Origin of the sequence: Geothrix sp. 21YS21S-2, from assembly GCF_030846775.1 — a bacterium.
In the GTDB taxonomy this organism is placed as follows: Bacteria; Acidobacteriota; Holophagae; order Holophagales; family Holophagaceae; genus Mesoterricola.
In genome coordinates this window covers 3,761,296-3,774,704 of the sequence record NZ_CP132910.1, presented here as the reverse complement: position 1 = coordinate 3,774,704, position 13,409 = coordinate 3,761,296, and the positions used below count along the sequence as shown (strand labels likewise).

General features: G+C 68.2%; 11 protein-coding genes. 8 read left to right on the top strand and 3 right to left on the bottom strand.

Annotation, left to right across the window (positions count from 1 at the left end; genetic code table 11):
* Positions 1-10: 10 nt before the first annotated feature.
* Positions 11-901, bottom strand: coding sequence for a LysR substrate-binding domain-containing protein (locus RAH40_RS16635; protein ID WP_306598699.1), 891 nt, complete (start codon positions 899-901; stop codon positions 11-13).
* A gap of 94 nt (positions 902-995) precedes the next feature.
* On the opposite strand from RAH40_RS16635, the gene ttdA reads away from it, so the two are divergent.
* Both ttdA and ttdB read left to right on the top strand, forming a co-directional pair.
* Positions 996-1,895, top strand: a complete 900-nt coding sequence (gene ttdA, locus RAH40_RS16630; RefSeq protein WP_306598698.1) for a L(+)-tartrate dehydratase subunit alpha — start codon at positions 996-998, stop codon at positions 1,893-1,895.
* Positions 1,892-2,497: a L(+)-tartrate dehydratase subunit beta gene (ttdB, locus tag RAH40_RS16625; RefSeq protein ID WP_306598697.1), complete on the top strand. Its 606-nt coding sequence runs from the start codon at positions 1,892-1,894 to the stop codon at positions 2,495-2,497. Before ttdA ends, ttdB begins: the two co-directional genes overlap by 4 nt.
* Here the strand turns inward: ttdB and RAH40_RS16620 are convergent, their stop codons facing one another.
* Both RAH40_RS16620 and RAH40_RS16615 read right to left on the bottom strand, forming a co-directional pair.
* Positions 2,498-3,955: a glycoside hydrolase family 130 protein gene (locus RAH40_RS16620; protein WP_306598696.1), complete on the bottom strand. Its 1,458-nt coding sequence runs from the start codon at positions 3,953-3,955 to the stop codon at positions 2,498-2,500.
* Positions 3,952-6,237: a glycosyltransferase family 4 protein gene (locus RAH40_RS16615; RefSeq protein WP_306598695.1), complete on the bottom strand. Its 2,286-nt coding sequence runs from the start codon at positions 6,235-6,237 to the stop codon at positions 3,952-3,954. The genes RAH40_RS16620 and RAH40_RS16615 overlap by 4 nt, the downstream gene beginning before the upstream one ends.
* Before the next feature lie 347 nt (positions 6,238-6,584).
* Between RAH40_RS16615 and RAH40_RS16610 the strand changes: the two genes are divergently transcribed.
* From RAH40_RS16610 to RAH40_RS16585, 6 genes are all read left to right on the top strand, one after another.
* Positions 6,585-7,088 (top strand): outer membrane beta-barrel protein, encoded by a 504-nt coding sequence (locus tag RAH40_RS16610; protein WP_306598694.1) that lies wholly within the window; start codon positions 6,585-6,587, stop codon positions 7,086-7,088.
* A 156-nt stretch (positions 7,089-7,244) separates the two neighbouring features.
* Positions 7,245-9,347: a PAS domain-containing sensor histidine kinase gene (locus tag RAH40_RS16605; protein ID WP_306598693.1), complete on the top strand. Its 2,103-nt coding sequence runs from the start codon at positions 7,245-7,247 to the stop codon at positions 9,345-9,347.
* Positions 9,344-10,144, top strand: a complete 801-nt coding sequence (locus tag RAH40_RS16600; RefSeq protein ID WP_306598692.1) for a response regulator — start codon at positions 9,344-9,346, stop codon at positions 10,142-10,144. Before RAH40_RS16605 ends, RAH40_RS16600 begins: the two co-directional genes overlap by 4 nt.
* Positions 10,145-10,317: 173 nt before the next feature.
* On the top strand, positions 10,318-10,776 hold the full coding sequence (locus RAH40_RS16595) for a hypothetical protein (RefSeq protein ID WP_306598691.1): 459 nt from the start codon (positions 10,318-10,320) through the stop codon (positions 10,774-10,776).
* 9 nt (positions 10,777-10,785) lie between these two features.
* Complete coding sequence (locus RAH40_RS16590) at positions 10,786-12,786, top strand: PAS domain-containing sensor histidine kinase (protein ID WP_306598690.1); 2,001 nt, start codon at positions 10,786-10,788, stop codon at positions 12,784-12,786.
* A gap of 143 nt (positions 12,787-12,929) precedes the next feature.
* The gene (locus RAH40_RS16585) at positions 12,930-13,409 is read left to right on the top strand and encodes an Rrf2 family transcriptional regulator (RefSeq protein WP_306598689.1); all 480 of its coding nucleotides are present in this window, start codon (positions 12,930-12,932) and stop codon (positions 13,407-13,409) included.

The following is a 13,409-nucleotide window of genomic DNA, read 5'->3' as shown; positions in this document are numbered from 1 at the left end:
AGGCTCCAGTCTACCGGAACTTCGACTGCAGGAATTCCACGCACACCCGCACCTTGGCGGACTCCGTGAGGCGCATGGGGTACACCGCGCAGATGGGCGCGTCCTGGCGGTACTCCGGCAGCACCCGCACCAGGCTGCCCTCCCGCAGCCCGGCCTCCACGTCCCAGTCGGACCGGAGGATGATCCCGTGGCCGTCCAGGGCCCACTGGTGGGCCACCTCGCCGTTGTTGCAGGACAGGGGGCCCGCGGCGCGGACGGCCTCCGTCCCCTTCGGACCGGCCAGCTTCCAGATGCCGAAGCTCTGGTCCCTTTCGCGCACCACGATGCAGTCGTGCCTGCCAAGGTCCCGGAGGGTGGCCGGCGCGCCGCGGCGCGCGAGGTAGGCGGGGGCGGCGCAGAGGACCCGGGCGTTGGCGGCGATGCGCTTGACGATCAGGCTGGGATCCGATTCGCCGCCGATGCGGATGTCGATGTCGAAGCCCTCGCCGATGAGGTCCACGGGGCGGCTGAGCAGCTCCAGCTGGATGCGCAGCTGGGGATGCAGCCGGGCCAGCTCCGACAGGGCCGGCCCGATGCGCTTGCGGCCGAAGCCTGAACTGGTGCTGATCTTGAGCACGCCGCGCGGGGCGGTCTTGAGGCTGGTGACCGCCTCCGTCATCTGCTCGGCATCCTCGATGATGCGCTGGGCCCACCGGTGGACGGTCTCGCCGTCCTCGCTGAGGGTCACCCGGCGCGTGGTCCGGTGCAGCAGGCGCACGTTCAGGAGCCCCTCCAGCAGGGCGATGCGCTTGCTCACGTAGGCCGGGGAGACCCCCAGCTCCGTGGCGGTGGCCAGGAAGCTGCTGTTGCGCACCACGAAGCAGAACAGGCGGAGGTCGTCGAGGGGGGGCAGATTGTTCACGATTCGTGTTCCAAGTCTTCATGAATTATCCAATAGTTTTCGTTTCGCAAGGGATTATCTTTTGACTACCCCGACATCAGGAATGGAGTTGCCCATGAACCACGAGCAGGCAGTGAAGTCCATGACGGACACCATGTCCGCCTTCACGGACTACGTCGGCAAGCACCTTCCCGATGATGTCCTCGCCAAGCTGAAGGAGCTCCGCGCCCAGGAGGACAGCCCCCTCGCGACGGTGGTCTACGACTCCATGTTCGACAACCTGGCCAAGGCCGGGGAGCTGAACCGCCCGGCCTGCCAGGACACGGGCGTCATCCAGTACTTCGTGAAGGCCGGGGCGCAGTTCCCCCTGCTGGGCGAGGTGCGCGCGATCCTGCGCGAGGCCACCCTGAACGCCACCCGGTCGGCCCCCCTGCGCCACAACGCGGTGCAGATCTTCCAGGAGAAGAACACAGGCGACAACACCGGCGACAAGATCCCCTGGATCGACTGGGACATCGTTCCCGCCGACAGCGGCATCACCATCGAGGTCTACATGGCCGGCGGCGGCTGCAGCCTGCCCGGGCAGGGCCGGACCCTCATGCCCGCGGCCGGCTACGAAGGGGTGGTGGAGTTCGTGTTCGACGTGATGACCTCGTACGGCATCAACGCCTGCCCTCCGATCCTCGTGGGCGTGGGCATCGCCGGTTCCATCGAGGTGGCGGCGAACCTCTCCAAGAAGGCCCTGTTCCGCCCCATCGGCTCCCGCAACCCGGATGCCCGGGGCGCGGAGATGGAGCGGCTCATGGAAAAGGGGCTCAACGGCATCGGCCTCGGCCCCCAGGGGGTCTCCGGCCGGAATTCCGTCATGGGCGTCCACATCGAGAGCGCGGCCCGCCATCCGTCCACCATCAGCGCGGCCATCTCCACCGGATGCTGGGCGCACCGGCGGGGCACGATCCGCATCAACGGCGACCTCTCCTTCGAAATCATTTCCCACAAAGGGGCCCAGCTGTGAAAAAGATCCTCACCACCCCCATCAGCAACGAGGACCTCGCGTCCCTCACCGCCGGCGACATCGTCTACCTCACCGGCCAGATGGTCACCTGCCGGGACATGGGCCACCGCCGGCTCATCGAGCTGGGCATCCCGCTGCCCGTGGACCTCCAGGGCGGCGCGATCCTGCACGCGGGGCCCATCGTCCGCAGGGCGGGCGAAGGCTGGGAGATGGTCTCCATCGGCCCCACCACCAGCATGCGCATGGAAGGCTACGAGCGCGAATTCATCCGGCAGACCGGGGTCAAGCTCGTCATCGGCAAGGGCGGCATGGGCCCCCAGACCCTGGAGGGCTGCCGCGAATCCAAGGCCGTCCACGCCATCTTCCCCGGCGGCTGCGCCGTGCTCGCGGCCACCCAGGTGGAGGAGATCGAGCGCGTGGAGTGGCTCGACCTGGGGATGCCCGAGGCCCTCTGGGTGTCCCGGGTGAAGGAATTCGGCCCGCTCATCATCACCATCGACACCAAGGGCAACAACCTCATCGACACCAACAAGGCCACGTTCAATGAGCGCAAGATCCCCATCGTCAAGGAGATCTCGGCCCAGGTCCGGTTCATCAAATAGTCAGTCCCCCAAGGCCCCCAGCAGCTCGTCGAGGTTCACCGTCACGATGGTCGAGGCCCGGTCGCTCATGGCGTAGGGCAGGATCAGGTCCCGCCCGTGGCGCAGCGAGCCGCAGCTGTAGACCACGTTGGGCACGTACCCCTCCCGTCCGCTGCCCTCGGGCGCCAGCAGCGGTTCCCGAAGGCGCCCGATCACCTTCGAGGGGTCCTGCAGGTCGAGCAGGATGGCGCCGATGCAGTACTTCCGCATGGGCCCCACCCCGTGGGTGAGGACGATCCAGCCGGCCTCGGTCTCGATGGGAGAGCCGCAGTTGCCCACCTTCACCCCCTCCCACATCTCCGCGGGCCGCATGATCACCCGGGGGTCGCTCCAGTAGTGCGGGTTGTCCGAGAACATGAGAAGGAGGTTCTCGTCGTCCTGGCGGCTCAGCATCGCGTAGTTCCCGTCGATGCGCCTGGGGAAGAGGGCCATGCCCTTGTTCTGCACGGCGGACCCGTTGAGGGTGAGGACGCGGAAATGGAGGAAGTCCTGGGTCTCGATCAGCTGGGGCAGGATGGCGTGCCCGTTGTAGGCGGTGTAGGTCGCGTAGTACGTCACCGTCCCGTCGTCGTCGGTGAACCGCACGAACCGGGCGTCCTCGATGCCGTTGCTCTCGTTGGCCGATACGGGGAAGATGACCCGCTCCCCGAGGGTGTGCCGGCCGGAGAAGTTCATCTCGTAGTTGGAGTCCGCCAGCCACTGGATGCAACGCAGGGTGGCGTCCAGGTCCTTGCCGTGGGGCCGGGTCTCCCGCCGGACCCGCTGCAGGCTCGTGGCCAGGAGACCGCGGGTGAGGCCCTCGGGAAGGACCTCCATCACGGCGTGGGCGTGTTCGTTGTCGAAGCCCATCTCGTGGAGCTTGATCAGGAAGGGGCCCTTCCGGTAGCTGGGGTCGGGGTCGATGTCGGGCTCGGTCACCATCCGGGAGACGGGATCCAGGGCGATGCCGCCGCCCGGGGCGATGCCCCCGGTGCGGAATTCGATGGACGAGATGTGCCCTTCCCCCGTTGCCCGGAGGCTCATGATGAACCGCAGGCCGCCTTCGGGAACCCCGAACTGGTCCGGGTGGGCGACGATGGAGGGGTTGAAGAGGGCCGCCGATTCCAGGGCGTATTCACCCGAGAACAGGGAACCGATGAGGAGCTTGCGGTCCCGGGAGAGGGGCTGGTCCGTGAACAGGTGCGGGGCCACCCGCCGGAAGTTGGCAAGCAGGGCCGCCTCCATGTCGAAGTGGCGGCTCTCGAACTCCTTCAGCACGGCCTCCAGGTCCCGGCCCACCTCCTCCTCGCGCAGCGCCAGGGCCCGGCCGAGGATGGCGAGGACGCGGTTGACGTTGGAGGGGATGAAGGGACGGATGATGACGCGGGCGCTCTGGGGGACCAGCGTGATGTCGTGGGCGCGGACCTTGACCCGGCTCATAGCCCGCCGCCCACCGTGTGCCGGACCACGAACTCGGATTCGCTCATCTCCGCCAGGGCCAGGTGGAAGGCCAGGGTGGATTCGGCCCCCTGGTTCTCGCTGATGCGGTCCACGTGCAGGCCGTCCCCGCAGCCTCCGGTGCTGGCGTCGTACACCGGGAGCCGGAGATCGTTGCGGCCCAGGAACCATTCGAAGGCCCGCTTGGCCTCCCGGAGCCAGGCCGGGTCCTGGGTGGCCCGGAAGGCGTCAAGACAGGCCGAGACCATGGCCTGGGCCTCCACCGGCTGCTGGTCGAAATCGGCGTGGGCGCCGTCCCGGGCATAGAAGCCGTTGCTTCCGATGGGCCGGAAGTGGCCGGCCGGGGCCTTCTGCACCGAGGCGAGCCAGCTCAGGGACTTGAGGCCCACCTCCATGGCCCCGGAAGCGGCCTCGCCCTGGGCGCTGAGGATGAGCGCCTGGCAGATCCGCGCGTTGTCGTAGGTGGCGCAGGGCTCGAACCAGGGCCAGTTGTCGGTGGCGCACTCCCGCCAGAGGGTCAGGAGCCTTTCCGTAAGGAGGGTGCGCATCTCCCTGGCCTGGGCCTTGTGGGGATTGCCCAGCAGGTATTCGTGGATGCCCAGCAGCGTGAACGCCCAGGCCCGGGGCGAGATGAAGCCGCCCACCGCGCCCAGGCCCCGGTCGAAGAGGAGCGACGCCAGCTTGCGGTGGCCCGGGTTCCGGGACCGGCCCGCTCCGGTGCCCAGGGCCCACAGGGCCCGGCCATGGCTGTCCTCGCTGCCGTGGGCCTCCAGCCAGACCCGGCCGTGGCTCATGAAGTTCCGGAACCGGCCCGTCTCCCGGTTCAGCGCCGCGGAGAGGAACGCCAGGTAGCTGGTGGCCAGGTGGTCCAGCTTGTCGGAGGGGGACCCGCCGCCGCTCTCGTCCAGCAGGTCGCAGAGGATGTAGGCCCGGGCGTTGTCGTCCGTGCAGTAGCCCTCGTCGTAGTTGGGGACGTTGAAGGTGGCGTGCTGGAGCATGCCGGTGCCGTCGCTCATGCGCACCAGGTGGTCCAGGCGGACCGGGGGCAGGTCGTAGGGGCGGGTGGCCAGGGTCCATTGGGCGAAGGCCGAGCGGGGCTTGGTCCGCCGCTCCCTGCGGGCGCGCATGAAGGAATCCAGGTACTTCCGCCCCACGACGGGCCAGAGCATCTCCCGTCCCAGCGCGTAGGCCCGCTCCCGGGTGGCCAGCAGGCGCTCCGGGTCGTCCAGGTAGGCGCAGACGGCCTTGGCGATGGCCGGGGGATCGCGGAAGGGCACCAGGGTGCCCCGGTCGTCGGCGAGCAGTTCCTGGGCGTGCCAGTAGGGGGTGGAGACCACCGCCTTGCCCGCGCCGAAGACGTAGGCCAGGGTGCCCGAGGTGATCTGCGCCTCGTTGACGTAGGTGGTCAGGTAGATGTCCGTGGCGCCGATGAACTCCTTCAGGTCCTCCAGCGAGACGAACCGGTTGTAGAAGATCACGTTCTCCTTGACCCCCAGGTCCTCGGCGAGCCGCTCGAGGCCCAGCCGGTAGGTCTCCCCCTCCCGGGCCACCAGGTGCGGGTGCGTTGCGCCCAGCACGAGGTAGACCACGTCGGGGTGCTCCTTCACGATCTCCGGCAGCGCCTCGATGACGTACTCGATGCCCTTGCCCGGGCCCAGGAGCCCGAAGGTGAGCAGCACCTGGCGTCCCTCCACGCCGAACTGCTCCTTGTAGAACCCCGAGTCGACGAAGGGCATGTCCGGGATGCCGTGGGCGATGATGTCGATCTTGGCGTCGGGCGCGCGGTACGTCTCCAGCAGGATCTCCCGGCCCTTGCCCGACATCACCACGAGCCGGTCGCTGCGCTGGATGAGCTCGTCCATCACCTTGCGCTGGGCCTCGTTGGGGTCCCGCAGGATGGTGTGGAGCGTGGTCACCACCGGCATGCGCACTTCCTTGAGGAGGGCCAGGAGATGGCTTCCCGCTGGGCCCCCGTAGATGCCGAACTCGTGCTGCACGCAGAGGACGCCGGCGTTGCTGAAGTTCAGGAAGTCCGCTGCCCGCCGGTAGGAGTTCAGGTCCTTCTGGGCCAGCTCGAATCGCACGCGCGGAGGATACTCGTACCCTTCGATCCGGTCGTTCACGGCCCCCGTGAAGCAGTCCGCATCGGGCGCCGCGCCGGCGACCGCCTCGCAGACGTCGGTGGTGAAGGTGGCGATCCCGCACAGGCGCGGCAGGTAGCCGCCCAGGAATGCGATCCGCTCCAGCGGGGTGGAGTCTGACATCACGTGCCTTCCTTTCGCTCCGGCCCGCCCTTGCGGACGCAGCCGATCATCCGGTGGGCCTTCAAGGTGCGGCACCGGTTCGCCGGCCCGGCCAACCTGATGACCCCGTGCCCCGGATCCCGTTCCAACAGTTCCTCAAGGTCCAGATCGGTGGCGCGCACAGCGGATACCCAGCTTTCATTTTGAAGCATAGGCCCATTCAAATTGGATGAGGCAGGAAAGCCCATATCTCAACGAATTAATTTATCTTCAACGATTCGTTTACTAACGGAATGGCACGCCCTGTGCACTCTTAGCCTCCCAGGCCCAAAGCCCTGGGCTCATCTTCCACACGCCAAGGAGACCTCGTGCGTTCCAACCTGTTCACGCTTCCCATCCTCCTCACCTGCCTCGCGGGCGGTTCCCTCGCGGCCCAGGACTTCCGCCTGGGAGTCCAGGGCGGGCTTGTCCTGCCCTCGGGCGACCTGTCCGATTCCGCGTCCCTCGGCCTCCAGGTCGGCGGGCACGCCCGGTGGGATTTCGGCCGCGGCCACGGCCTCATGGCCCGGGCCGACCTGACCTCCTTCGGCCGCAAGGACGGCTACGGGTCCTCCAGCCTGGGCATTGGGGCCGACTACACCTACCACTTCGACCGCGCCCGGCGCGGCGTGTACGTCCTCGCCGGGCTCTCCGCCCAGAACTACAGCCGGGACTTCCCCGACGGCACCTCGCGCGACAGCGGCCTGGGCATCGACCTGGGCGCCGGCTACGACCTGGACCGGAACCTCGGCCTGCAGGCCCGGTTCACGTCGGTCAACGCCGGGCACGACACCCTGACGGCGCTCTGCCTCGGCGTCACCTACACCTTCTGACCCGGGCGCCGGGCCTTGTGCCTGAATGCATGAAATGCAGCATTTTTACAAATAAAGGGAGCGCCCATGCGGAAGGGACCTATACTTGGGCGGGACGATCTCAGCCCCTCGGCCTCGCGATCCGCAAGCATACCCGCGACTTCAACGAGGTGGCCGATGTCCGGAATCGCAGAAGACCGTCCCAGGCCCGCAGGGGCAGGCAAGAACCCGGTGGGCGCGCGCCCCCGGGGCAGCCTGCTCAAGACGGGGGCCCTCCAGAAAGCGATCTTCAACAGCGCCAACTTCTCGAGCATCGCTACGGACGCCAGGGGCGTCATCCAGATCTTCAACGTGGGCGCGGAGCGCATGCTCGGCTATGCCGCCGCGGAAGTGATGAACAAGATCACCCCCGCCGACATCTCCGATCCCCGGGAAGTCATCCTGCGGGCCCGGGCCCTGAGCCTGGAGCTGGACACGGACATCACCCCGGGCTTCGAGGCCCTGGTGTTCAAGGCGTCCCGGGGCATCGAGGACATCTACGAGCTGACCTACATCCGCAAGGACGGGACCCGTTTCCCGGCCGTGGTGTCGGTCACCGCGCTGCGTGACGCCCAGGGCGGCATCATCGGCTACCTGCTCATCGGCACCGACAACACCGCCCGCAAGCAGATCGAGGCCGACCAGGAAAAGCTCGCCCAGCGCCTTCGGGACCACCAGTTCTACACGCGCTCCCTCTTCGAATCCAACATCGACGCGCTGATCACCACGGACCCGTCCGGCATCATCACGGACGTCAACAAGCAGATGGAGGCCCTCACCAACTGCACCCGCGACGAGCTGATAGGCGCACCCTTCCGGAAGTTCTTCACGGATCCGGACCGGGCCGACGCCAGCATCAAGCGCGTCCTCAGCGAGAAGAACATCACCAACTACGAGCTCACGGCGCGTGCCCTGGACGGCAGGGAGACCGTGGTCTCCTTCAACGCGACCACGCTCTACGACCGGGACCGCACCCTGCAGGGCGTCTTCGCGGCGGCGCGGGACATCACGGAAAGCAAGCGCATGGATGAGCTCCTCCAGGCCAAGAACACGGAACTGGAGATCGCCCGGTCCGTGGCCGAGAAGGCGAACCTCGCCAAATCCGAGTTCCTCTCCGGCATGAGCCACGAGCTGCGCTCGCCCCTGAACGCCATCCTCGGGTTCGCCCAGCTGATGGACACCGCCACGCCCCATCCGAGCGCCTCCCAGAAGGCCAGCCTCAAGCAGATCCTGAACGCCGGCTGGTACCTCCTGAAGCTGGTCAACGAGATCCTCGACCTGGCGGTGATCGAGTCGGGAACCCTCTGCATCTCGGTGGAACCTGTCTCCCTCGAGGAAGTGCTCCTCGAGTGCAGGGCCATGATGGAACCCGAGGCCATGAAGCGCTCCCTGGCCATGGCCTTCCCCGTGCTGGACCGGCCCTGCTTCGTGCAGGCCGACCGGGTGCGGCTGAAGCAGGTCCTGCTCAACCTCCTGTCCAACGCCATCAAGTACAACCGCAAGGGGGGCAGCGTCACCGTGGCCTCCACCCTGATCGGAAGCCATCTGCGCCTCAGCGTCCGGGACACCGGCTCGGGCCTGTCGCCCGAACTCGTGGAACAGCTCTTCCAGCCCTTCAACCGCCTGGGCAGGGAAGGCAGCGCCGAGGAGGGCACAGGCATCGGCCTGGTGATGTGCAAGGTCCTGGTGGAACTCATGGGCGGGCGGATCGGCGTGGAATCCATGCCCGGCGCCGGCTGCGAATTCTGGTTCGAACTGGGTTCAGCCCAGCCCCCGCGCCTGGCCGAGGAGGGAGCCGACCCCATCCCGGGCGCCACCCAGGCGGTTTCCGCGGACGCGGCCCCGCGCACCCTCCTCTATGTGGAGGACAACTCGGCCAACCTCGCCCTGGTGGAACAGCTCATCGAGCGCCGCCCGGACCTGCGCCTCATCAGCGCGGGCACCGGGGCCCGGGGCATCGAGATGGCCCGGATCCACCACCCCGAGGTGATCCTCATGGACATCAACCTGCCGGGGATGTCCGGCATCCAGGCGCTGCTGCGGCTGCGCGAGGACCCGGCCACCGCGGGCATTCCCGTCATGGCCGTCAGCGCCAACGCCATGCTCAGCGATGTGCAGAAGGGGCTGGCCCTGGGGTTCTTCCGCTACCTCACCAAGCCCATCAACGTCACTGAATTCATGGAAGCATTGGACCTCGCTCTGGCCATCGAACCGGACCGGGGCCTCGGGACGGTCGGATGAAACCTTCGGACATCCTCCTCGGCAGGATCCTCATCGTTGACGACCTGGAAGCCAACGTCATCCTGCTGGAGGAGATGCTCAAGGGCGCGGGCTACACGTCGGTAAGCTCCACAAGGGATCCCTCCCGGGTCTGCGAACTCCACCTCCTGAACCGCTACGACCTGATCCTCCTGGATCTCCTGATGCCGGGCATGGACGGTTTCCAGGTCATGGAGAACCTCGCGACCATCGAGACGGAGGGCTACCTTCCCGTCCTGGTGGTCACCGCCCAGTCCGGCCACAAGCTCCGGGCCCTTCAGGCCGGCGCCAGGGACTTCGTCAGCAAGCCCTTCGACCTGGCCGAGGTCCTGATCCGGGTCCACAACCTGCTGGAGGTGCGCCTCCTGCAGAGGGAGGCGAGGGAGCTCTGCGAGCGCATCCAGACCCAGAAGGACGTGTCCGGGCACCTCCTGGCGGCCCTGCTGCCCCCAGGCGTCCCGGCCGCCCCTGCCGGCGGTCCCGAAGCCGCCATCCGCGAGCGGATCGCGGAAGTGACGATGCTCTTCGCCAACCTCCAGGCATTCACCGCCTTCGCCGAAGGGGCCGGCGGGAAGGTGCTGAAGGCGGTCCTGGACGGCGTGTCCAGCGACTTCGACCAGGCCTGCCCCCCTGCCCCCGGCCTCCCCGGGCCCCGCGCGGACCGTGCCATGGCCGCGACGGGCGACGCCCGGGAACTGGTGGAGGCCGTGGGCCGGTTCAATGGGCACAATCCCTACCGGCTCGCCCTGCGCATGGGGCTGGACGCCGCCCCGACCTGAGCTCCCCCGAAGTGAATGAAGCGCCCTTTCATTTTGAATGGGCCGACCGGGACCGCGGCGGAGCCGGGTGGCGCCAAGGGGCACTGTCCCTGCATCCGGCGAATGGCCCGGGAAATGCTCCTTCCCGTTGGAGGCTGCCCGGATCCCCCCGCAGCCGTTCCCGGAGATCGACCATGAAATTGCACCTCCTCCCCTTCACCGCACTGCTCCTTCTGAGTCCGTCCCCGGCTCGGGCCCAGGTCCGCCTCGGCATCTCCATCGGCCTGCCCGTGGCCCCGCGAATGGAGATCATCTCCCCCGGCATCCAGGTGGTCACGGGGTTCGAGGAGGAAGTGTTCCTCCAGGGAGGCTGGTACTGGGCCCGCAGGTCCGACGGCTGGTACCGCTCGCGCAACGGGCGGGGCAGCTACGACTACGTGGAAGGCCGCCGCGTGCCCCGTGGCCTCGTGCGGATGCCCCAGGGGCACTATCGCAACTGGCACCATGAGGGCTGGGATCGCGGCGAGAGCCGCGACCAGCGCGGGCAGGAGGAGCGTCACGACGCGCGCGGCGAGAACCGGGGCCAGCGCAGGCAGGAGGAGCGCCACGACGAGCGCGGCAGGAAGAACGAGGGCGGCCACGGCCATCACTAGAGGTTTTCGATGACGCATGCGGAGGAACCCACCCTCAAGGCGACCCTGGAACTCGTTCAGGAGCTTCGGCTCCGCCAGGCGACCCTCGAGGCGCAGAACGAGGTCTTCCGCAGGGCCGAGGCCGACCTCAACACGGCCCGCGCCCGCTACATCGAGTGCTACGACCTGGCCCCCGTGTGCTACCTGATCCTCGACGCGAAGGGGCGGGTCCTGGAGGCCAACCTGACCTCGGCGGCCCTTCTGGGCGTCCTGCGCAGCACCCTGATCCTCCAGCCCATAACCCGTTTCATTCTCGAACCGGACCAGGACCTCTATGAAAGACAGAGGATCCAGGCGCTGAGGGACGGGCAGTCCGGACCCTTCGAGATCCGGATGAGGCGCCCCGACGGCTCGAACTTCTGGGCCCACATGACCACCATCGGGGCCCTGGACGAGGAAGGTGCCCAGGTGTGGCGCGTGGTGGTCCTGGACATCTCCGACCAGAAGCGCAGCGAGACCCTCCTTCTGAGGAGCGAGACCGACCTGAAGGAATCCCAGGGCCTCGCGCACATCGCGGGGTGGGAGTGGGACGCCGCCAGGGACGAGATGAACTGGTCCGAGGAGTTCGCCCACATTCTCGGCCTCCCCCCGGGGCGGACGTCCATGACCCGGGAGGAGAGCCTCCTGCTCTACGTCCCCTCGGCGGGTGAAGCCCTCGACGCCCTCTCGACCCGTTCGATGCTGACCGGGGAGCCCTACGAGATCATCCTCGAGGTCGCCGCCCCCGCCACCGGGACCCGCTGGGTCCTGGGCCGAGGCGAGGTCCACCGGGATGCGTCCGGCGCCATCCAGGGCCTGCGCGGCACGCTCCAGGACATCACCGAACGCAAGCGGGCCGAAACCGAAGGGGCCCGCCTTCAGGACCAGCTGCTGCAGGCCAACCGCATGGAGAGCCTGGGCAGCCTCGCCGGGGGCGTCGCCCACGACATGAACAACGTCCTTGCCGCCATCCTCAGCCTGGCCACCGTGCACCTGGAGATCCAGGCCCCCGGCAGCCCCGTGCACCAGGCCTTCGAGATCATCTCCCAGGCCGCCACGAGGGGTGGAGCCATGATGAAGCGCCTCCTGGGCTTCGCGCGCACCAGCCCGGTCGAGGTGCTGGACCTGGACATGAACGCCCTGGTGCGCGGAGAGATCGCCCTCCTGGAGCGCACGACCCTGTACAGGGTCACCCTCGCGATGGACCTCGCGGAGGGACTCCGGCCCATCCGCGGGGATCCCGCCGCCCTGAGCAACGCCCTGATGAACCTCTGCGTCAACGCCGTGGACGCCATGCCCGGCAGCGGCACCCTCACGCTGCGCACCCGCAACCTCGGTCTGGACTGGATCGAGGTCCGGGTCTCGGATACGGGCACCGGCATGCCCAAGGAGATCCTCGCCAAGGCCCTCGACCCCTACTTCACCACCAAGGACGTGGGCAAGGGCACCGGGCTGGGCCTGCCCCTGGCCTACAGCACCGTCCGCGCCCACGGAGGCGAACTGGAGATCCTCAGCAGGCCCGGCGTCGGGACGCGGGTGAAGATGCGGTTCCCCGCCAGCAACCTGGCCGCCCCGATCCCCGTTCCCGGGGCTTCGCCGGCGCCCGGGCCGGACGCGCCGTCCATGGCCATCCTTCTCGTGGACGACGACGAGCTCGTGCGCGCCTCCGCGGGCACCATCCTGGAATTCCTGGGCCACACCGCGAGGGTCGCCCCCAGCGGCGAGAAGGCCCTGGCCGAGATCGGGGCCGGCTTCCGGCCCGACCTCGTGATCCTGGACATGAACATGCCCGGACTGGGCGGCTCCGGCACCCTGCCCCGCCTGCGGGCGCTGCTGCCGCAGGTTCCGGTGCTGCTGGCCACCGGAAGGGCTGACCAGGCCGCCCTGGAGCTCATCCTCGCCCATCCGCAGGTGACGCTCCTCTCAAAGCCCTACAGCTTCGACGACCTCAGGACGCGGCTGAAGGCGGCTTCGAATCACCTCGAATCCTGAACACATGTGCGACGCATGTGTTCATTAATGTGGCCGGGCGAAGCACCGTCCCGGGCCACGAAGATTCAAATCAACAATATAAATGGGTTAGCGAAATTCGCAAATTGGCACACTCGCTGCTTGGTGAGGGGCGGAGGCATGACATGGTTTTCTCCAAGCCCACCGGATATGCGCTTCGGGCCCTTGCGGTCCTGCCCGTGGAGGGCCCCTACGTGAGGGCCCGCGACATCGCGCGCGAAGTGGGCGTTCCGGCGCCGTACCTGGCCAAGATCCTCTACACGCTGGCCACCCGGGGCCTGATCGACTCCGCCCGCGGTCCCGGGGGCGGCGTGCGCCTGGCCCGGCCGGCCCGCCTCATCACGCTGGGAGAGGTCGCCGAGGCGTTCTTCGAGGAGACCCCGGCCGAACCGTGCTGCCTCCTGGGCCTGGACGCGTGCGGCCACCGCGACAACCCGTGCGCCCTGCGCAGGGCCTGGAACGCCCTCCAGGCGGAGAAGGCCCACGCCCTGGCCCGGGTGACCATCGAGGATCTCCAGGCCCGGAACGGGACCCGCATCGCCCGGCCGGGTTCTCCGGCCCGCCGGCGATTCGGGCGCATCCTTCCGGTGGAGACGGTAGCCTGA

Coding starts and splice junctions, on each gene's coding strand:
- RAH40_RS16595 (WP_306598691.1), top strand. CDS start 10,318: ATGAAATTGCACCTCCTCCCCTTCACCGCACTGCTCCTTCTGAGTCCG.
- RAH40_RS16605 (WP_306598693.1), top strand. CDS start 7,245: ATGTCCGGAATCGCAGAAGACCGTCCCAGGCCCGCAGGGGCAGGCAAG.
- RAH40_RS16620 (WP_306598696.1), bottom strand. CDS start 3,955: ATGAGCCGGGTCAAGGTCCGCGCCCACGACATCACGCTGGTCCCCCAG.
- ttdA (WP_306598698.1), top strand. CDS start 996: ATGAACCACGAGCAGGCAGTGAAGTCCATGACGGACACCATGTCCGCC.
- RAH40_RS16615 (WP_306598695.1), bottom strand. CDS start 6,237: ATGTCAGACTCCACCCCGCTGGAGCGGATCGCATTCCTGGGCGGCTAC.
- RAH40_RS16600 (WP_306598692.1), top strand. CDS start 9,344: ATGAAACCTTCGGACATCCTCCTCGGCAGGATCCTCATCGTTGACGAC.
- RAH40_RS16585 (WP_306598689.1), top strand. CDS start 12,930: ATGGTTTTCTCCAAGCCCACCGGATATGCGCTTCGGGCCCTTGCGGTC.
- RAH40_RS16590 (WP_306598690.1), top strand. CDS start 10,786: ATGACGCATGCGGAGGAACCCACCCTCAAGGCGACCCTGGAACTCGTT.